This window comes from Streptomyces shenzhenensis, from assembly GCF_003688995.1.
In the GTDB taxonomy this organism is placed as follows: domain Bacteria; phylum Actinomycetota; class Actinomycetes; order Streptomycetales; family Streptomycetaceae; genus Streptomyces; species Streptomyces shenzhenensis_A.
In genome coordinates, this window is the sequence record NZ_PENI01000014.1 from 115390 (window position 1) to 134213 (window position 18824).

Sequence of the window (18824 nt, forward strand, 5' to 3'; positions counted from 1 at the left end):
AGCGGGAGCGTCCGATGACCACTAGCGAGGGACCCCTTGGGCGCGTCCTGGTGATCGGCGGCAGCATCGCCGGTACCCTGGCCGCCGCCGCGGTGGCACCACACTTCGCCGAGGTGCTGCTTCTCGACCGGGACGAGCTGCCTGATGAACCTGTGTTCCGGAAAGGCGTACCGCAAGGCGCCCACTTCCACGCCTTGCTGGCGGCCGGACGGCAGGCGATGGACGAACTCCTGCCGGGCTTTTCCGAGCACGCCTGCGCGATGGGCGCGGTCCGGCTGGACTCCGCCGAGAACGTGATGCGGCTGGACCGCGTCGGCTGGTCCCCGCGCTTCCGGTCCACCCTCGAATTCCTCATGGCCAGTCGGCCGTTGATCGAAAAGGCGCTGCGGGACAAGGCGGGCGCGCTGCCTGGAGTTCGTTACGAGTCCGGCGTCGAGGTCACCGGCCTGGTGGCGCAGAGCGGACGAGTCACCGGGGTCCGCACCAAGGACGGCCGCGAGGTCTGCGCTGATCTGGTCATCGACGCCAGTGGTCGCTTCTCGAAGGCGGTGGAATGGCTGGAAGAGTTGGGTTACCCGGCTCCGACCAAAGAGATCGTCAACGCCCACTGGGGCTACTCGTCGACCTTCCTGCGTGTACCCGAGAACTGGTCACCCGGCTTCCAGGCCCTGGCCGTCACGCCCTTCGGCGAGGGCGCGCTGAGCGCTGCCTCGGCCTCCCGCGCGATGGCGATGTGGGTGGTGGAGGGCGAACGCCGCTGGATCCTCACGGTGCAGGGATCGGCCGGTGACCACCCGCCGCGCAAGGAGGCCGCGCTCCGCGAGTTCATCTCCTCGATCGGGGTCCCCGAACTCGTCAAGGCCCTGGACGACGTGGAGTTTCCCGAACCCATCTCGATGTGGCGCGACACCCGCAGTCGGCTTTGGGACTTCGCCGGACAGCCGAACCGCCCCGAGGGCTTCCTGGCCGTGGGGGACGCCTGGATGGGCTTCAACCCGGTCTACGGCCAGGGTATGACCGCCGCTGCGCTCGAAGCTCGAGATCTCCGCGACGAGTTGAGCGCCCACTTGGACGCGACCACCGGCGACCTGACCGGGCTGCCGGAGCGCTTCTACGCGAAGGCCGACACCCTGATCAAGTACTGCTGGAACAGCTCGAACACGCTCGACCACCGGATCCCGGGCGTCGAGTACACCGTGGACGGCGAAGCACGCCAGGTCGAACCGAGTTCGTCGGACTTCTCCGACCGCCTCGCCGCGTACATGGCACAGGACCCGGAGCGCTACGTCCGATACCGGGAGACCACCCAGCTTCTGCGCAGTCCCGAGTGGCTGAGCAGTGACGAGATCGTCTCCGCCGTCAAGGCGAACTGGGACGAACTCGGTCAGGCCGTCGTCCCTCGCTGACCCTCTGATCGGAGACTCCACCGCCGGCGACCTGACCGGTGCGGGTGCCGAACAATCATCCGGCGAGGTCAGGTGGCATGTCCGTACAGACGGCCCCTGGAGTTCCCAAGCGAAGCGAGGCGCACGCTGCACAGGGAGGTTACTGACGGATGTCGGCGTCATACCGCGCGAGCGCGAGCCGGCGCCGCTCGAAGTCATCGGCCTGCTCACCGATCTGGACCGGGGTGACCGGCTGGTTGTATTAGGCGGTGATCCCGCGGGCTGCGCACACACCAGGAGCCGAAGGGGGCATGATGGCGAGACTGACCCGCGCACAGCAGCAGGAGCGGACCCGTGCGGCGGTGCTGGTCGCGGCCCGGCAGGAGTTCGCCGAGTTCGGCTACGTCGAGGCCAAGATCGACGGATCGCCGAGCGGGCCGAACTGACCAGGGGGGCGGTCTACTCCAACTTCACCGGCAAGCGCGCGCTCTACTTCGCGGTGCTGGTCGACGCCGCCGAACGGACCCGGGACGCCGCCGAACCCCCGGCGGAATCCCCCGACTCCGTCGGACAGGCGCTCGGCTCGTTCGCCCGGGTCTGGCTCGAGCGGCTGCCCCTCCTCGGTGACACCCCGGGAAGCGGCCATCTGCAGTTGCGCTCACTGTCCGGAGTGCTGGGCACCGAGTCGGCGCGGGCCGCGCTCGCGGAACTCGTCCGGTTCGAGGCGCTGTTGCTCGCGCTGGCACTTGAGCCGCGTTCCGCCGTGCGCGCCGGGACCGTGCGGCCCGCCGGGCTGGCCCTGACCCTGCTCCACGGTGCGGCCGGCCTCGCGGAGAACGCCCCCGGCGTCGGCGATCCCTTCGATCTGGCGCGCGCCGCCGAGCATCTCGCCGATATCGCCCTCGGCGACGACCCGGAGCCGCCGCATCTGCCCTATGTCGCTCCGGCGCGCTCGACCGAGGCGCCGTGGGTGCCGCCGGGCGGTCTGCGCGACGAGATCACCGGCCGGCCGGTCGACCTCGGCGACGACGGGGTGGTCGTCGTGCTGGGTGTGGGGCGCCTGTCCGCGGCCGGGGACGCGATGCGCTCGGCGCGGCCGGACGACGAGGTGACGATCGTCGTCGTCACGAGCGACCCCGCCGAGATCGGCCGACTGGCCCGGCTCCGGATCGTGGATCTCGTCGGCTGTCTGCGCCGGGTGTTCACGGCCGACCGGCTGCCCCGGGCACGCGTCGTGTTCGACGACACCGGCACGGTCCCGGCAGCCCTCGACCACCCCTCGGCCGACGACCTCGACCTCACCGAGATCGCGATCCGGGTCCGCGACGGACTGATCACGACCCACGCGACCGGCCGCGGCGCGGGCCACGCCGCGGCCCGCCACCACTCCCCCGATCCCGGGCGGAGCGGGGCGGTGTGACACCGGGCACGCCTACGCCGTCCTCGCGACGAGGGCCCATCAGCCGGAGCGGGACCGGCGGCCCCATGTGCTGAGGGACACCGAGCCCAGGGCGCCGAATGCGGCGTGCACCTCCTGGTCCGGCAGCAGGTCCACCGCGCCGGACCAGGAGCCGGCCAGTACGAGGTCACCTGCCGCGATGCCGGTGCCGAAGTCCGCCAGGATGCGGACCAGACAGGCCACCGACTCCGCCGGATGCCCCATGACCGCCGAGCCGTCGCCGGTGCACTCGGTGTCGCCGCCGCGCAGGACCATCCGGGCCCCCGCCAGGTCGGTAGTGTCCGGTGGGACGCCGGGGCCGACCACGGCAGCGGCGGAGGAGGCGTTGTCGGCGACGGTGTCCACCAGGCCGATCCTCCATTCCTCGATCCGGCTGTCGAGCACCTCCAGGACGGGGCAGACCTCCGTGGTGGCGTCGAGCACGTCCCGGGCCGTGACGTCGTGGCCGCTCAGGTCCTGCGCCATCCGGAAGGCGATCTCGCCCTCGACCTTCGGTGAGATGAACCTCCGCAGATCGAGGTGGACGCCGTCGGGCAGGAGCATCCGGTCGGTCAGGTAGCCGAAGTCGGGATGGTCGATGCCGAACATCCGCTGGATCGCCTCACTGGTGGCTCCGATCTTGAGCCCAGCCAGAACGGCACCGTCCGCCACATCGAGCGCACGGACCTCGCTCTGGATCGCGTACGCGTCCGCCAGGCCGAGTCGCGGGTGCCGGAGCGACACGGGCGGCACCGGCCGGCGGGTTCTGACTGCGTTCCACAACTCGACGGCGAGTTCGCGGTGGAGGGTCCGTACGGCGGTCGTCATCGGCTCGCCACGAAGAGCCGACCCCCGGGCAGACCGATCGGCACGGTCCTGGTCCGTGCGAAGCCCGCCGTGGCGAACTTGTCCAACCACTCCTGCTCGGAGGGGAGATGGATGCTCATGAAGGCGGAGTGCAGATAGGTGAAGAGCCCGCTGAACCTGCGCTCCTCGGGCTGTGGCGCGTAGGAGACGGCGTCGGCCACGGCGAGGAATCCGCCGGGGGCGAGCGCGTCGCGCAGGGTGCCGAGAACGTTCTGGGCCGTGCGGTCGTCCGCGACGATGTCGTGCATGACGTAGCAGGCCAGGACGGCTTCCGCGCCGGCGACCGGCCCCGGGCCCGTCACCGCGACGTCTTGGCCGCCGAACGCAAGGAACGCACCCGGATCCGCAGCAAGAGAGGCATCCACTGGGGCGGACGTCCCGTCGCCGCGGCCTGAGGAGCTTGGCGAACCTATGCTGCCAGCCCACGGCACCGGCGCTCCGACCGCGATGACCTGTGCTTCTGCATACTCGTGGCCCTGCTCCTGGAGGCCGAACTTCTTGTCGCCCGGTCGAAGACGGCTCCGTCGGGCATGAGTTTGATGGTCCGCAGCCGGCCGTTCGGGCCGGCCACCTCTCGCCTGCATTCCGCCAAGCGGTGCGCACGGATCCAGGCTCCCAGGCTGATGCCGGACCCGGACAGCACAGCGTGGAGATGACGTACGGAGATGCCTTGTGCGTCGGCGATCCGTGCCGCCGGCAGATCGCGGTCAGCCAGGTGTGCCCGGATGTACTGAGTGATCCGCAGGCTGAGTGTCTTACGCGGCTTCGGCTTTGCCGTACGACCGCTGCCACCGTTCTTGCCCGCCGCTTCCATTGCGGCGCGCAGCGCCACGGCCAGGTCGACGCCGAACACCTCGCCCCTCATGCCGACCCTCAGAGGGCGTATGTAGGTTCCGTGTCGGGCTCTCCACTGAACTCGCTGCGGATTCAACTCCGCGATGGAGGCCAACGGCTTCGGACCGCAACTGCTGTGCTCAACGGCGGGGTTCCGGGGTGAGGTCGAGCGCCGCCTGGCGCTCGTGTACCTCTCCAAGCGCGGCACGTTCTGTCCGCTGTGCGTGCAGCCCGGTCGGTACCGGCGTCACAACGCACTGGTTCCCGCTCCGGGACGCGCCCGGCCTGGCCGACTGAGGGAGCACCCCCGTATCGCGCCGGGGGTGCTCCGCCATTTTCCGCACCGAGGCCTCCCGTGGCGAGGGAAGCCTTCCAGTCTTCGTGCGTCCCTTCAGAGGCTCTCCTCTCTCCCGTCACGCCGGTCGTCCGGTGGTGTTGCGATGGCCGTCTGTCGGCCAGTTTAGACAAGACCCCCTGTTAAATACAATTCTCATTGGTATTACTCTCCCTGCAGGACGCGACCACCCGCGTCGGCGGGTGCCGGATCTCAAGGAGGGCACAGCAGATGGGAAGATCACGGGCAGGCGGCAGCCCGGTGGAAGACAAGCGGCCACGGATGATCGCCCGGGGATGGGTCCAGGCGGCGGTCCTCGTCACGCTCGGCGGATTCTTCGTTCTCGGGCTGCTGGCGATACGGACCTACCAGGCCCAGCCGCCGATACCGGAACGCACCGTCACCGCCTCCGGCCAGGTCATCTTCACCGGTGACGACGTCCGCGACGGCCAGAAGGTGTTCCTGCGCGCCGGCCTGATGCAGTACGGCTCGATCTACGGCCACGGCGCCTATCTGGGACCGGACTTCACGGCCGACTACCTGCACCGCAGCGCCTCGATGGTGCGCAAGCAGTACGGCGGTGCCGGCTCCGCGAACGCCGCCGAGCGGACCGTCGGGGAGTACCGGACCAACCGCTACGACAAGGCGACCGGCACCCTGGTGTGGAGCGACGCCCAGGCCGCCGCCTTCACCGAGCTGACGAAGCACTACGCCGACCTGCTCGGCCGTCCCGACGGAAAGCAGGGCCTCAGGCCGGACGCGATCACCGATCGGGGCGAGATCCACGACGTCACGGCCTACTTCGGCTGGACGGCGTGGACCGCTGCGGCCGAACGCCCAGGCCACGACTACTCGTACACCAACAACTGGCCGTCGGAGCCCCTGGTCGGCAACAAGCCGACCGGTCACACCGTGACCTGGAGCGTGCTGTCGCTGATCTTCCTGCTGGCGGGCACCGGCGCGCTCTTCGCCGCCTTCGGCCGCTGGAACTTCCTCGGCTGGCACCGGCGCGACCACCGGGAACTGCGCTTCCACGCGCCCGACAGCGTCCGGCTCACCCCGGCACAACACGCCACGGCGTGGTTCTTCTTCGCGATGGCCGGACTGTTCCTGGTCCAGGCGCTGCTCGGCTCGGCCGCCCAGCACTACCGGGCCGACCTCAGCAGTTTCTTCGGTATCCCGCTCGACCGCTGGCTGCCGTACAACCTGGTCCGCACCTGGCACACCCAGCTGGCGATCTTCTGGGTGGTCACCTCGTTCCTGGCCATCGGCATCTTCATCACCCCGCTGATCGCCCGCGGCTGGGAGCCCCGCAAGCAAGCCCTGCTCAGCAGGATCCTGCTCGGCGCGCTGGTCGTCGTGGTCGTCGGCAGCCTGCTGGGCGAACTGGCCGGACAGCGCGGCTGGCTCGGCTCCCTATGGAGCATGCTGGGCAACCAGGGCTGGGAGTATCTGGACCTCGGCCGGCTGTGGCAGATCCTGCTGACCGCCGGCATGGTGATCTGGGTCGTGATCCTCTTCCGCGGACTGCGCCGCAGACTGCGCCGGGAGAGCGTCGCCAACATGCCGTGGCTGTTCTTCCTGGCCGCGCTCGCGCTGCCCGCGTTCTACGCCGTCGGCCTGCTGGCCACTCCCGAAACGCAGTTCACCGCGGCCGACTTCTGGCGCTTCATCGTGGTGCACCTGTGGGTCGAGGACTTCATGGAGCTCTTCACCACCGCGACAGTCGCCTACCTGTTCGTGCTGCTGGGTGTCGTCCGTGAGCGGGTGGCACTGTCCGTGATCTTCCTCGACATCGTGCTGTACGGCGCGGGCGGCGTGATCGGCACCATGCACCACCTGTACTTCTCGGGTGAACCCGCCGAACACCTGGCACTGGGCGCGACGTTCTCCGCCCTCGAGGTGGTGCCCCTGCTCTTCCTCACCGTCGAGGCGTGGAGCTTCCTGCAGATCGGCGCCCGCCGGCACAGCGCGTCGAGCACACCGTTCCCACACCGCTGGGCCGTGATGTTCCTGGCCGCGGTCGGCTTCTGGAACTTCCTGGGAGCCGGTGTGTTCGGCTTCCTGGTGAACCTGCCCATCGTGTCGTACTACGAGATGGGCACGGGCCTGACGGCGAACCACGCGCACGCCGCGATGATGGGCGTGTACGGCATGCTGGCTGTCGGCTTCGCGGTGTTCGCGCTGCGCTACCTCATCCCCGAGGACCGGTGGTCGGACCGCTGGCCCCGGATGGCGTTCTGGTCGCTCAACCTCGGCCTGGCGTGGATGTCGTTCGCCACGCTGCTGCCCGGTGGCGCCCTTCAGCTGTACAAGGTGGTCGAGAGCGGCTACGCGGACGCCCGCAGCCTCGGCTATCTGCAAGGGGACACCAATGTCTTCCTGGAGTGGTTGCGCCTGCCCGGAGACGTGGTGTTCCTGGTCGGAGGCGTACTGCCGCTGCTGTGGCTGACCTGGCTGGGCGTACGTCACCGGGCCGGCCGGACCAGGCAGCCGGCGGACGCCGGGGTGAGCCTGCTGTTCACCGCGGTGGGACCCGCCCCGGCCGGGGCCGACGGCAGCACGGAGGACGACGATCCGGACGGGGACGGCGGGGGCTCCCCCGAACCGCCCGCCGCAGAGGCGGTGGCCCCGTGAGCGGGGAGACTCTGCTCACCGCCGGATACCTGGGGGTGCTCCTGCTGGTCGCGACCGGCCTTGACCTGTACGGCCGTCAGAGCACCGGCGCCTGGGAGTCACGCGTCTTCACCGGCTACCACCGGGCGGCCGGACAGACCCCCGAACCGGTCAGCCGCGACGCGTGGCCGCACTCGGAGGTGCACCGCTTCCACCGGGCCGTGTCGCTGTTCGTGTCCGTGGTCGCAGTCGTCCTGGCGAGCGGGGAGGCGCTCCGTCACCACTCCCCGGCGGAACTCGCGCTGCTCGTGGCGGTGGCCCTGCCGCACGGCGCGCTCCTCGCCCTGCTGGGCCGCAGGCTGCGGCACGCCAAGGTCTCGCCACCGGAGTGACCGACGCGCCACCGTCCTGCCGTGAGGGTTAGAAATGAGACTTCTTGTTTCTAACCCTCATGGTCGTATCATTTCTCCATGACTCCACGACGACAGCTCACCGACGCGGGTACCGGCGCTCCGGTGCAGCGGGGAAGGCGCGCCGCCGTCCTGCAACTGCTGCGCGAGGAGGACGGCCGCCCGCTGGGTGTGGCCGAGACCGCCGAGCGTGTCGGGGTCCATCTCAACACCGCCCGCTTCCATCTGGACGCGCTGGTCGCCGACGGCCTGGCGGTCCGTGACAGCGCGCCACGCGGGGAGCCGGGGCGGCCGAAGATCGTCTACTCGGCCGTCGCCCCGGACGGGCCGGACGGTTCCCGCAGCTTCCGGCTGCTGTCCGACATCCTGCTCGGTGTCGTGTCCTCCTCGGTGGAGGACCCGGTGGCCGCGGCGACCCTGGCCGGCCGCTCCTGGGGCTCGTACCTGACCGACCCTCCCGCGCCCACCGAGCGCGTCGGTGCCGAGGAGGGGGAGCGCCGGCTGGTGGCGACCCTGGAGGGCATGGGCTTCGTCACGGAAGCAGAGCAGGAGCGGGAACCCGAGGCGGGCACGGGCGATCCAGCCGGTGACGCCCCGGCCCGGACCACCGACCGGCGGCTGCGTCTGCACCACTGCCCGTTCCGCGAGGTGGCCCAGCGCCGCCCCGACATCGTCTGCGCGATCCATCTCGGCCTGATGCAGGGCACGGTGGAGGCGCTGCGGGCCCCACTGACCGCGGAGAACCTGGAGCCCTTCGTCACCCCACACCTGTGCGTGGCCACCCTGCGGCGCACCGAGGGGGCCTGAGCTCCTGTCAGGACTGCGGCCCCGAGCCGGTCTCCTCGGCAATGCGGGCGATCAGCCCGTCGAGCACCTGCTCGGCCTGTTCCGGGTCGAAGTCCGGCGCGCTCCGGAGACGCCCCGCAGCATCCGCGCACTGTTGGGGTCCCAACCCCCGCGTTATCCCCGACGCGGTGTGGGCCAAGCTGCTGTGGGCCGACGTCAACCTCGCCTCCGAGGACCTGCCCACAACCAGCACCGGTCCGCGCTGTCCACTGGAGCTTTCCCGGGCCGTGGCGCTGACCTGACTGTTCAGCGGCCAACACAGCGACGAGATCCGCCGCTTGCGCACCGGCTGCATCCGCTGGCAGCACGACGGCACGGCCATCAGCCCGGACGCCGCCGACATCCTCGCCCGCGACACCGTCTGCCATTGACTTGGACACGAGTTGGAGCCGAGCGCGAGCGGGGGCTCCCGGGGGTTGACGGTTCGGACTTTGCGAACAAAGAATGAACCGGACTCTGACAACGTTGTCTTAGCTCCAGGAGGCGTATTCCCGTGAACCACCACCTGCCCGCGCTGAGCAGACGCCGGTTCGCCCAACTGTCCGGCCTGACCGTGGCGTTGGCGGCGTCGACGTCGCTCGGCGCCTCGTCGGCCGCGGCCGACGAGGCGCCGGGTGCTCATCGCCCGGCCGCTCCCGATCACATCGCCGACGTCTACTACCGGGCCCTGCTCACCCACACCCACTGGTCCGAGACCCAGTGGGACGCCTCCAAGGGACACTACACCGCCAAGAGTTTCGGCTTCGCCGTCGTCCTCGGGAACGCTCTGCTGCTCACCCGCGGTACGTACGACGCCGAACGGGCCGGCGTCAGAAGACCCTGCTCGCCCGTACCCTCGCCACCATCAAGCACTTCGCCTCCTCGAACCGCCTCACCGGAGGCACCGAATGGGGCCGCACCCTCTTCTTCGACACCACCTTCCAGCTCTACTTCGTCCTTGCCGCGCGCCTTCTCTGGGATCGGCTCGACAGCGCGACGCGCGAGAACGTGGACACGATCGCGCGGGCGCAGGCCGAGTTCACCGCCGGTCTCGGCACGGGTGACGACCCCGCCTCGGGAGACTGGACACCGCGCGGCCTCAACGGCGGCTTCGTGGGCGACACGAAGCTGGAGGAGATGGGTGTCTACGCGCAGGCGCTGGCCCCCGGACTCGCCTGGGCGCCCGACAACGTGCAGTATCCGCAGTGGAGGGACGCCTTCGGCCGCTGGAGCCGCAACGAGGCCGGGCTGCCTGCCGCGGACCGCGCCAATCCGGCGCTGGTCGACGGTGTTCCCATCAGCGACAACACCGCGCAGAACCTCTACGACACCTTCATCGTCGAGAACCACGGCTCGTTCGGCCCCCACTACCAGTCCGAACTGTGGCGAACATCCGGGCGCACCGCCGCGCACTTCGTCACCGCCGGCCGGCCGCTGCCCGAGGTCCTGACCGCGCAGCCGAACGCCGGGCTCCTGTGGGACACCCTCCTCATGGTGATGAGCGACTCTGGTGAGCCGCTGATGCCGATGGTCAACGACCGTGAGCACCTCTACGGACGCGACGTCATCCCTCTCGCGTTCCTCGCCCAGGTGCTGGGAGACCGGGCCGCCGCCCGCGCCGAGGCCGCGCTGGCCGAGCGCCTGGCGGCCTACCAGGCGTACGCGCCGGTCAACCGTCTGACCAAGTTCTCCGGGGAGCCCAAGTACGAGCCGGAGGCCCGCGCCGAAATCGCCATCAGCTATCTGCTGCACGAGTGGCGGGCCGCGCAGGGCAAGGAGGTACGCCCGCTCACGGAGCGGGAGTTGTTCGAACGGGCCAGTGGTGTACGGGACTTCGGCTCGGGACCCGGCCTCGTCGCGCACCAGTCGCCGGCAGCCTGGGCCGCGGCCGTCAGCAAGCCCGGCTACGTCAAGTTCGCCTGGCAACCCGCCCACGACGACTGGCTGTTCACCCTCAGTGGGAACACACCCATGTTCCTTCCCGCGACCAACGCCACACCGGCCGCCCGTTCCGTCACCACGTACAGCGAGCTCCGTGACGGCTTCGACGGCAGTGCAACGCTCTTCACACTGCCCACGGGCTTCGCGGGGTTCACCACTCTTCCCTCCGGGGACGTCGTCTACGCGACGAGCGGCACCTCGGCCGGCGAGGGCCACCTCGAAGTGCACAACCTCACCATGCCGGGAATCAAGGGCCTCGACGGCGGCCGTACGTACACCGCCGCCGAGGGGGCAACCACCGTCGCGGCCAAGGACGGCGGCGCCCCGGCGCCCGGCGGCGGGCGCACGGACGACATCACCTTCACCAGGGCTTCCTACCGGCAGTTGCGGATGCGCGGGATCACCCCGGACCCGAAGTACGGATACTCCCTGTACGCGATCGAGGTGCGCGACGGCGCCGAGGGGGCGGACCTCGCGCGCGGTGCGACCGCGACCGCTTCGTCCTCCGACGCCGGCAAGGGCGCGGCCCTGGCCGTCGACGGCGACCTCGCGACGCGCTGGGCCGTCTCCGTCGCCGACCGCCCGCGGGCGGACAGCTGGATCACCGTCGATCTCGGGCAGGAGCGGGAGTTCGACCGTGTCACTCTGCGCTGGGAGGCCGCCGCCGGCCGGGCGTACGCGCTCCAGGGCTCGGTGGACGGAAAGACCTGGACCGACCTGGAGCGCTATCCGCACGCCGACCTCACCAGCACCGGCGGCTGGGTCTCGGTGGACGGGCGGGCGGGCCTCGTCGTGCGCGGTGGGAAGAACCCGCTTGCCGTCTACGGTGACACGCTGATCCTCTCCGACGGTCCGGCCGAGGCCGTCCTCGTCGAGGGTTACGCCGACGGCGACCCGTCCGAGGTGAAGGCTGCCGCGGGGCGCGAGGCGCCCAGGTCGGAGCATCCCAGTGTACGCGCGAGCACCGCGGGAGGTCACCTCAGCCTGTTCAATCTGTCGGCCGCTGCCGTGACCACCACGGTGTCCGTACCGCAGGACACCCGTTCGGTACGGCTGTACGCGGGCATACAGACGCTGACGGCCGACGGCACCGACTACCGCGCCGAACTCCCCGCCGCCCGGGCGGAGGTGGCACCCGCCCGCTTCGTCCTGCGACCCGATGGCGGCGGGCGCGTTCCGGCCGGACTGCGCGCCGAGGTCGTGGACGCGGCCACGCTCCGGCTGACAGGGCCCTCCTGCCGACTGGTGGTCATCCCGCTGGGCGGGCGTGGCGGGCGTGCGACGCACGTCAGCGTGCGCCGCGGGCGTACCGAGAACGTCACCGTGCTCGGTACCACCGCCTATCCACTCACCGACATCGCACTCGGTCGCGTCACCTTCCCGACGGCGCCGCTCCCGGCCGGCATGTCCGACCCGGCGGCGGCGGTCGACGGTGACCCGCACACCTCCTGGACTCCTGGGGCCGACGGCCGCATGGTGGTCGACCTCGGAGCACCGACGGCGATCGGCGAGATCCGGATCAGCTGGACAGGGGGGCGTGTGCCGTCGGCGGAGGCCGAGTTCAGCACCGACGGCCTGTCGTACGAGCCGGTCGGAACCTTCCGTACCAGGGGCCGTGTCGCGACACTCACCACGCAGGGCACCGCCCGCTACGTGGCCCTACGGATCAGGGGCCGGGCCCGCAACGACGCACGTGTGGTCTCGCTTTCCGTACTCCCTGTCTGAGTCCTGTCCCGATGCTGATGCCGCCGGGCCGGCCGGGCGGGCGACGACGGCCACGACACTTCGCCGTGGCCGTCGTTCCCACCCAGGCGTGCAACGCGCGACGTCCGGCGTCGGCCCACAGCGGCGGCGGTCGCGGCGGACGTGCACGGGGTGCCCACCCGCAGCGTGGACGGCCTGGTCAAGGCCCTGGGCGGGGTGAAGAAGCCGCACAGTCGCTGTGACCTGCGTGGTCAAGGGGCCCGCGCGGTGCCCGCCGGACGCCGACTACTTCCCTGCGGCGGTCTCGCGGAAGCCGGACCCGGTGTCGACGTCCGCCGCGGCCGATGCGAAGCCCGGCATGGCGCATGGGGACTGAAAGTTGCTGCGGCGGCTCGGGGCCTCCTGCCCGCGCGGGACTGTGGGGAGGGGCCGAAGAAAGCGGCCGCCCCCTCCCTCAGTCCATCCGTGATCACTACGGCAGGCCGGCCTCGTCCGCCCGGCGGAACACGTCCCCGCACGTGAGGGACGGTGTCGGTGAGCGTTCGGCGAGGACGTTCAGCGCATAGCGCAGTTCCCTGCCCAGCAGGAATAGCTGGTGGCTGTACTGCCCACCCTTGTAGGTGTACAGGCGGAAGACGTTGACGGCCTGTCCGTCATGGTCGTCGGCGAAAGTGTCCGGGAGCCCGGCGAGCAGTTCGTAGTCGTGCTTGCCGGTCGCCGCGTCGGCCACGACGTTGAGAGACAGAGCGTCGAATTCTGCGGCGGACAAGGAAGCGTCGACCGCGACGGCGTGGGCGGCCAGGGCCGCGAAGACCTCAATCATTCGCTCGCCCGTCGCCACGTCGATGCCCCGGGCCCCCAGGGTCTCGTGGCGACGAGCCTGCCGCCATGGCTCCTCGTCCACCAGCGGCAGCAGGACACGGCCCAGAAGCGCGCAGCGACACCACAGCATGTCGTGGTCCGAGGTCACGGTCGATCCTCTCAGCGGCAAGTGGAAGGCCTGGGGCCGAAAACCAGTCCGACGACCACCAGGCCCTCCAACTTCCCACTACGCGCAAAGCACGTACAGAACGGGGCGGTTCTCACAGGTTGCCGCAGCGGTGGCACGCAACTGGACTGACGTGCGGTCCCTGCGGTGTGCCACATGTTCGAGAAGTCGTCGTAGTACTCGAGGTCCACCTCGCTGGTACGGGCCACGGGCCTTCCCGAGCGACGAGCTTGCGAAGTCTCCGGGGCTCACCCGCCGAGCGTCCGGTACCGCTCCGCCAGGCGCGCCGTGCCCTTCTCCGTCAGGGAACCGTGCAGCCGCAGCCGCGAGACGCCGCCGTCGGGGTAGATGTCGATGCGGGCGTGCGTGGCGACGGCCGCCGTACCGAGGACAAAGCGGTGGTTGGTATCGGGCTGGAGACGGGTGCGCGGCAGGGCCTCGGCCCATTCCCCGTTCTCGCCGTTGCGTACCGACACCGAAGCCCACCCCGCGGCGTTCCCCTTCAGATACGCCGTGTCGATCTCGATCGCACGGATCTCGGACTGGGCGGCGAGCCGGTAGCGGATCCAGTCATGGCCCTGGTCGCGGCGGCGGCGTGTCTCCCAGCCGTCGTCCATCTGGCGGGAGCGGCCCGGCTGGATGGTGTGGGTGGCGGGTGAGTAGAAGCGGTCGGAGGCGTCCTCGACCTGTCCGCCGTTCTCCAGGGCGACCACATCGAAGGTGCCGAGCGCGGCGAGCCACGCGGGGTCCGGGACGACCTCGCCGTGGACCCTGAGGCGCGCGATGCCTCCGTCGGGGTGCTGGTTCACACGCAGGTGCGTGAAGTGCTGCTCGACGGACACGGCGAAGCCGTTGGCCGCGTGGCCGCCGACCGGAGTGCGGGGGACGAGAGTGGTCCACTTCACGTCGTCCGCGAGGAGTTCCTCCGAGGACGGGTTGCCGGGGAAGGACACGCCCTCGACCGACACGGCCTGGGGGTAGTTGCCGCGGAAGTGAGCGGTGTCGACCACGACGCCCCGCACGACGCCCGGGGCGCCGAGCCGGACCAGCGCCCAGTCGTGGTCCTCGGCCGTCGGCCACGGGTGGTCCGCCGAGGCACCGCGGCGCCTACGTGTCTCCCAGCCGTCCATGATCTTGCCCTTGTGCCCAAAGCGCTCGGGGTCGAACTCGGCGCGCCCGGGCAGCAGCAGGTTCTCCCGCTGGGCGAAGAACTCGTCGTTGGCGGCGATGACTCCGGCGCCGAGCCGGCGGTCGGCGAGGTCGGCGAGGTGGGTGAAGGGGAAGTCAGCGGTGCGGTAGTCCGCGTACGGGTCGCCGCCTCCATAGGGGTTCGCGTCGCCGGTGAAAGTCGGAATCGCCGTCACTGTGATCAGGTCTGCCTTTCGGTGTGGACCGCTGGAGGTGCGGAACGGGCATCAGGAGGGCCGGGTGAGGAGTTGGCCCTTCGGTTCGGTGAACTCGCCTGCCGCGAAGACGCGTTCGCCACGCAGCCAGGTGGATCTGACCACGCCGTACAGGGTCCTGCCGGCATACGCCGTGACACGGTTGCGGTGTTGGAGGGCCGCGGGGGTGACGGTGAACGTCTCGTCGGGGGCGAGCACGGCGAAGTCGGCGTCCCGGCCCGCCGCGATGGCGCCCTTGCGTGCGTCCAGGCCCACCAGCCGTGCCGTACCTGTCGACATCCAGCGGACCACGTCCTGCAGATCGTGGCCCCGCTTCCGCGCCTCGGTCCATACCGCCGACAGGCTGAGCTGGAGACCGGAGATGCCGCCCCAGGCGGTGGCGAAGTCGTCGGTCTTGAGGTCGGCCGTGGACGGGGAGTGGTCGGTGACCACACAGTCGATCGTGCCGTCGGCCAGCGCCTGCCAGAGCACATCCTGGTTGGCGGCCTCGCGGATGGGCGGGCAGCACTTGAACTCGCTGGCGCCGTCCGGGACTTCCTCGGCCGTCAGCGTCAGGTAGTGCGGACAGGTCTCCACCGTGATGGCCACGCCCTCCCGTCTGGCCCCGGCGATCAGCGGCAGCGCGTCGCTCGACGACAGATGGAGCACATGCACACGGGCGCCATGCCGCCTCGCCTGTTCGATCAGGGTCGTGATGGCCGTGACTTCGGCGCCACGCGGGCGCGAGGCGAGGAAGTCGGCGTACTTCGGGCCGCCCTGCTGCGGAGCGGAGGCCAGGTGGTGCGGGTCCTCGGCATGGACGATCAGCAGTCCGCCGAAACCGGCGATCTCCCTCATCGACCGGTCCAGTTGCTCCCTGTCGAGTGCCGGGAACTCGTCCACGCCCGACGGCGACAGGAACGCCTTGAAGCCGAAGACCCCGGCTTCGTGCAGCGGCCGCAGGTCCTTGACGTTGTCAGGGAGCGCGCCGCCCCAGAAGCCCACGTCAACATGTGCCCTGGTTACGGCGACCTCCCGCTTCGTACGGAGGTGGTCGACGGTCGTGGTCGGCGGGAGGGAGTTGAGGGGCATGTCGACGAGGGTGGTGATGCCGCCGGCCGCCGCTGCGCGCGTCGCGGTCCAGAAGCCCTCCCACTCGGTGCGGCCCGGGTCGTTGACGTGCACATGGGTGTCGACGAGTCCGGGCAGCAGGACGTCGTCGCCGAAGTCCTCCAGCCGGGCTCCGGCCGGCACCTCGGCGTCGTGCGGGAGCACGTCCACGATCCGGCCGTCGGCCACGGTGACGGACGCGGGGCGCGTGCCCTCGGGGGTGATGACGCGCGTTGAGCGCAGTATGAGCTGTACGTCGGGCAACGGACCCCCCTCTTGTGCTGGTTCTCTGTTGACGGTCGCCCTTCACCAACGTCTGGATTTTCGAAGAGCGGAACGACGTCGTCACTGCCTGATTCTGCGAGTCCGTACCTTCACGGCCAGCCGGGCCTCATCACAGCGGCCGGACCCGGCCTCGCTCCCCCACCTGCATCAACGCGTCTGCGGAGGCCAGTTGACCATGCGCTTGGGCCGCGGCGGTGCGTATGTGCGCACCTTCGAGGTGGACAGCCCGAGCCGGACGAGGGACTCGGCGATCGTCACGGCGGCACTCACACCGTCGACGACGGGGACCCCGGTGCGTTCGGCAACGCGTTCCGTGAGGCCTGACATGCCTCCGCAGCCCAGGCAGATCACCTCCGCCCGGTCGTCCTCCACCGCGCGGGCGGCCTGTTCGACGATCGCGTCGACGGCGGCCTTCTCGTCCCGTTCCAGATCGAGTACGGCGAGCCCGCTGGCGCGCACGGAGGCGCACCGGGCGCTCAGGCCGGCGACGTGGAGACGCTCCTCGATGAGCGGGACCGTGCGGTCGAGGCTGGTGACGACGGAGTAGGAGCGGCCGAGGAATTGGGCGGTGCTCGCGGCGGCCTCGGTGATGTCGACGACGGGCACGTCGAGCAGTTCCTGCAGGCCTTCCCGTCCGTGCTCGCCGTATCCGGCCTGGATCACGGCGTCGAACGGCTCGGTGTGGGCGCGGACGGCCTCCATCACGGCGACGGCGGCGACGTAGCTCTCGTAGTTGCCCTCCACGGACTCCGCTCCGAAGGAGGGGGTCAGCGGGACGATCTCGGTACCGGGTGACGCTGCACCGGCCGCCTGCTCACCGATCGAGTCGGTGATGGACTGCGTGGTGTTGACGTTCACGACGAGGATGCGCATGGATCGGCTTTCTGGACGGATTCTGGTGAGCTCTGCTGACCGGTTCACTCGGCGGCGACCGCGATGGCCTCGCCGTCCACGTCCCGGATCAGGACGTTGCGGTCCGCGATGACGGCGTACAGCCCGGCGCCGAGGATGGCGCCGATGAACCAGGAGAAACCGGCGACAGCGTGGAAGGCCGGTACCAGGGCGATGACGACGGCGATCGCCGCGGAGGGTACGACGGCCCAGACGGCCCGCGGGTTGTAGCCACGGCGGTAGTGGTATTCGCCCTGCGCGTCCTCGGTGTAGAGGTCGGGCACGTTCACCCGGGCCCTGCGCAGCAGCCAGTAGTCCGCCATGATCACGCCGAAGAGCGGCCCGAGCAGGGCACCGAGCCCACCGAGGAAGTACTCCACCGCGATCGGGCTGTTGTAGAGGTTCCACGGCAGGATCACCAGTCCGATGACCGCGCTCACCAGGCCGGCCCGGCGGAAGTTCAGCCGCCGCGGGAAGAGGTTGACCAGCGCGTAGATCGGCGCGACGAAGTTCGCCAGCAGGTTAACCGCGATCGTCAGCGCGATGAGGGCGAGCGACGCCGCGGCCAGCAGGATCATGTTCGGGATGGTCCTGACGATGTCCGTGGGGCTGGTGATGATCTGGCCGTCGAGCTTGAACTGCGCGCCGCTGAGGACGATCACGATGACGGCGAAGAAGAGCATGTTCACCGGGATGCCGACGATGTTGCCGCGGATGATGGAACCGCGGCTCCTGGCCGACCGGGTGAAGTCACAGAAATTCAGCACGAAGGTTCCGTAGATCACGACCCACAGCGCGGCGCCCTGCAGGATGTGCAGCCACATCGCGCCGCCGGTGAGCGGGTGGCCGTTGGACAGGGAGATCGATCCGCCCGCCCGGAAGAACATCCATGCGGCCAGCGCGCTCATGGCGATGAGGGTCGTGGGCGCGGCGAAGGCCATGTAGCGCCGGATCATCTGCATGCCGTAGCTCACGATGAGGACCTGAAGGAGCCACAGGATCATGAAGGTGATCCAGCCGAGCACCGACTGACCGAGCACGGAGTGGCCCTGCAGGCCCTGCAGACCGGGGAACAGCGCCAGCAACAGCGCGCTCAGGACGGAGGAGGCGAGGTAGGTCTGGATGCCGAACCAGGCGATCGCTACGGCGCCGCGGACACCCGCCGGTATCTGCGCGCCTTTGATGCCGAACGCGATGCGGCTCATGACGGGAAAGGGGACGCCCGTCTTGTGCCCCATGAACCCCGACAGGGTCAGCAGCAGGAAGAGCAGCAGAGATGCGAGCGCGAAGGCCGCCAGAATGCCCCATACGTTCAGGCCGAGCGCGAAGAGACCGATCGCGAACGCATAGTTTCCGAGGCTGTGCACATCATTGGCCCAGAGCGTGAAGACGTTGTAGGCGCCCCAGCGGCGCCCTTCCTTCTTGGTCGGGGCTAGATCGTACGTGTAGAGACCGGAGCTGGCGGTGCCATTGCTTTCCACGGTCGATCGGTCATCCACAACAGGAGGCATACGGGGCTCCCGGGGCAGGGGGAAGGGCGCGTTGGATGTTTTCTGCATTCCGGAAGAGCACTTCCGGCATGCAGAACGTAGTTTTCGCCAAGAGCACCGTCAAGAGTCCAGACGAAATTAAACCGGGACACGGACAAACCGTTGCTAATCGACTGGAACGCCCCACGTCAAGCCCGGGTGGGCCACCGCCCTGGCCGGTAACGTGCGGCCACATCACAGAAGGGAATGCACCCTGCCGCCGTCAGACGAGCGCGAGTCCTCCGCCTTCGAGACCGGCCCTCGTGATCGGATGCGGCACGGACA

14 protein-coding genes and 4 pseudogenes are annotated in these 18824 nt (G+C 69.9%); 9 read left to right on the plus strand and 9 right to left on the minus strand.

The annotated features are described in order from the left end of the window. The first annotated feature begins 14 nt into the window (after positions 1-14). The 3 genes from CTZ28_RS22285 (at position 15) to CTZ28_RS22290 (ending at position 2805) form a co-directional block, all read left to right on the plus strand. Positions 15-1406, plus strand: a complete 1392-nt coding sequence (locus CTZ28_RS22285; RefSeq protein ID WP_121891441.1) for an FAD-dependent oxidoreductase — start codon at positions 15-17, stop codon at positions 1404-1406. A 290-nt stretch (positions 1407-1696) separates the two neighbouring features. Continuing rightward, on the plus strand, positions 1697-1831 hold the full coding sequence (locus CTZ28_RS48455) for a hypothetical protein (RefSeq protein ID WP_259471752.1): 135 nt from the start codon (positions 1697-1699) through the stop codon (positions 1829-1831). Between the two features lie 53 nt (positions 1832-1884). Then, positions 1885-2805, plus strand: a complete 921-nt coding sequence (locus CTZ28_RS22290) for a TetR/AcrR family transcriptional regulator (protein WP_259471753.1) — start codon at positions 1885-1887, stop codon at positions 2803-2805. 39 nt (positions 2806-2844) lie between these two features. On the opposite strand, the gene CTZ28_RS22295 is transcribed toward CTZ28_RS22290, so the two are convergent. Together CTZ28_RS22295 and CTZ28_RS22300 are read right to left on the minus strand one after the other, a co-directional pair. Next, positions 2845-3651, minus strand: coding sequence for a 2-keto-4-pentenoate hydratase (locus CTZ28_RS22295; RefSeq protein WP_121891442.1), 807 nt, complete (start codon positions 3649-3651; stop codon positions 2845-2847). Further along, positions 3648-3992: a hypothetical protein gene (locus CTZ28_RS22300; protein ID WP_183154519.1), complete on the minus strand. Its 345-nt coding sequence runs from the start codon at positions 3990-3992 to the stop codon at positions 3648-3650. The genes CTZ28_RS22295 and CTZ28_RS22300 overlap by 4 nt, the downstream gene beginning before the upstream one ends. Here CTZ28_RS22300 and CTZ28_RS48460 point away from each other — a divergent pair. Further along, a pseudogene (locus CTZ28_RS48460) lies at positions 3984-4085 on the plus strand (integrase); the annotation flags it as partial. The gene CTZ28_RS22300 and the pseudogene CTZ28_RS48460 sit on opposite strands and share 9 nt — an antisense overlap. A gap of 139 nt (positions 4086-4224) precedes the next feature. Here the strand turns inward: CTZ28_RS48460 and CTZ28_RS22310 are convergent. After that, a pseudogene (locus CTZ28_RS22310) lies at positions 4225-4453 on the minus strand (helix-turn-helix transcriptional regulator); the annotation flags it as partial. A 166-nt stretch (positions 4454-4619) separates the two neighbouring features. Between CTZ28_RS22310 and pspAB the strand changes: the two are divergent. The 4 genes and pseudogenes from pspAB to CTZ28_RS22330 form a co-directional block, all read left to right on the plus strand. Next, positions 4620-4784: pseudogene (gene pspAB, locus CTZ28_RS49585) on the plus strand (PspA-associated protein PspAB); the annotation flags it as partial. Between the two features lie 305 nt (positions 4785-5089). Beyond that, on the plus strand, positions 5090-7495 hold the full coding sequence (locus tag CTZ28_RS22320; protein ID WP_220795378.1) for a nitric-oxide reductase large subunit: 2406 nt from the start codon (positions 5090-5092) through the stop codon (positions 7493-7495). Beyond that, the gene (locus tag CTZ28_RS22325) at positions 7492-7866 is read left to right on the plus strand and encodes a hypothetical protein (protein WP_121891446.1); all 375 of its coding nucleotides are present in this window, start codon (positions 7492-7494) and stop codon (positions 7864-7866) included. The genes CTZ28_RS22320 and CTZ28_RS22325 overlap by 4 nt, the downstream gene beginning before the upstream one ends. A gap of 78 nt (positions 7867-7944) precedes the next feature. Then, positions 7945-8691 (plus strand): helix-turn-helix transcriptional regulator, encoded by a 747-nt coding sequence (locus CTZ28_RS22330; protein WP_121891447.1) that lies wholly within the window; start codon positions 7945-7947, stop codon positions 8689-8691. Between the two features lie 7 nt (positions 8692-8698). On the opposite strand, the gene CTZ28_RS47130 is transcribed toward CTZ28_RS22330, so the two are convergent. After that, positions 8699-8836 carry a hypothetical protein gene (locus CTZ28_RS47130; protein WP_183154520.1) on the minus strand — a complete coding sequence of 46 codons (138 nt, stop codon included), beginning with the start codon at positions 8834-8836 and terminating at the stop codon, positions 8699-8701. Between the two features lie 387 nt (positions 8837-9223). Between CTZ28_RS47130 and CTZ28_RS22340 the strand changes: the two are divergent. Beyond that, a pseudogene (locus tag CTZ28_RS22340) lies at positions 9224-12375 on the plus strand (discoidin domain-containing protein). A gap of 451 nt (positions 12376-12826) precedes the next feature. On the opposite strand, the gene CTZ28_RS22345 reads toward CTZ28_RS22340, so the two are convergent. The 5 genes from CTZ28_RS22345 to CTZ28_RS22365 form a co-directional block, all read right to left on the minus strand. Next, positions 12827-13324 carry a hypothetical protein gene (locus tag CTZ28_RS22345; protein WP_121891449.1) on the minus strand — a complete coding sequence of 166 codons (498 nt, stop codon included), beginning with the start codon at positions 13322-13324 and terminating at the stop codon, positions 12827-12829. Between the two features lie 266 nt (positions 13325-13590). Continuing rightward, positions 13591-14706, minus strand: coding sequence for an allantoicase (gene alc / locus CTZ28_RS22350; RefSeq protein ID WP_121891450.1), 1116 nt, complete (start codon positions 14704-14706; stop codon positions 13591-13593). A 51-nt stretch (positions 14707-14757) separates the two neighbouring features. Continuing rightward, positions 14758-16098 (minus strand): allantoinase AllB, encoded by a 1341-nt coding sequence (allB, locus tag CTZ28_RS22355; RefSeq protein WP_121891451.1) that lies wholly within the window; start codon positions 16096-16098, stop codon positions 14758-14760. A gap of 168 nt (positions 16099-16266) precedes the next feature. Then, positions 16267-16992 (minus strand): aspartate/glutamate racemase family protein, encoded by a 726-nt coding sequence (locus CTZ28_RS22360; RefSeq protein ID WP_121891452.1) that lies wholly within the window; start codon positions 16990-16992, stop codon positions 16267-16269. 44 nt (positions 16993-17036) lie between these two features. Continuing rightward, entirely contained in the window at positions 17037-18521 is a 1485-nt protein-coding gene (locus CTZ28_RS22365) for an NCS1 family nucleobase:cation symporter-1 (RefSeq protein WP_121891453.1), read from the minus strand. Positions 18522-18824 lie beyond the last annotated feature (303 nt).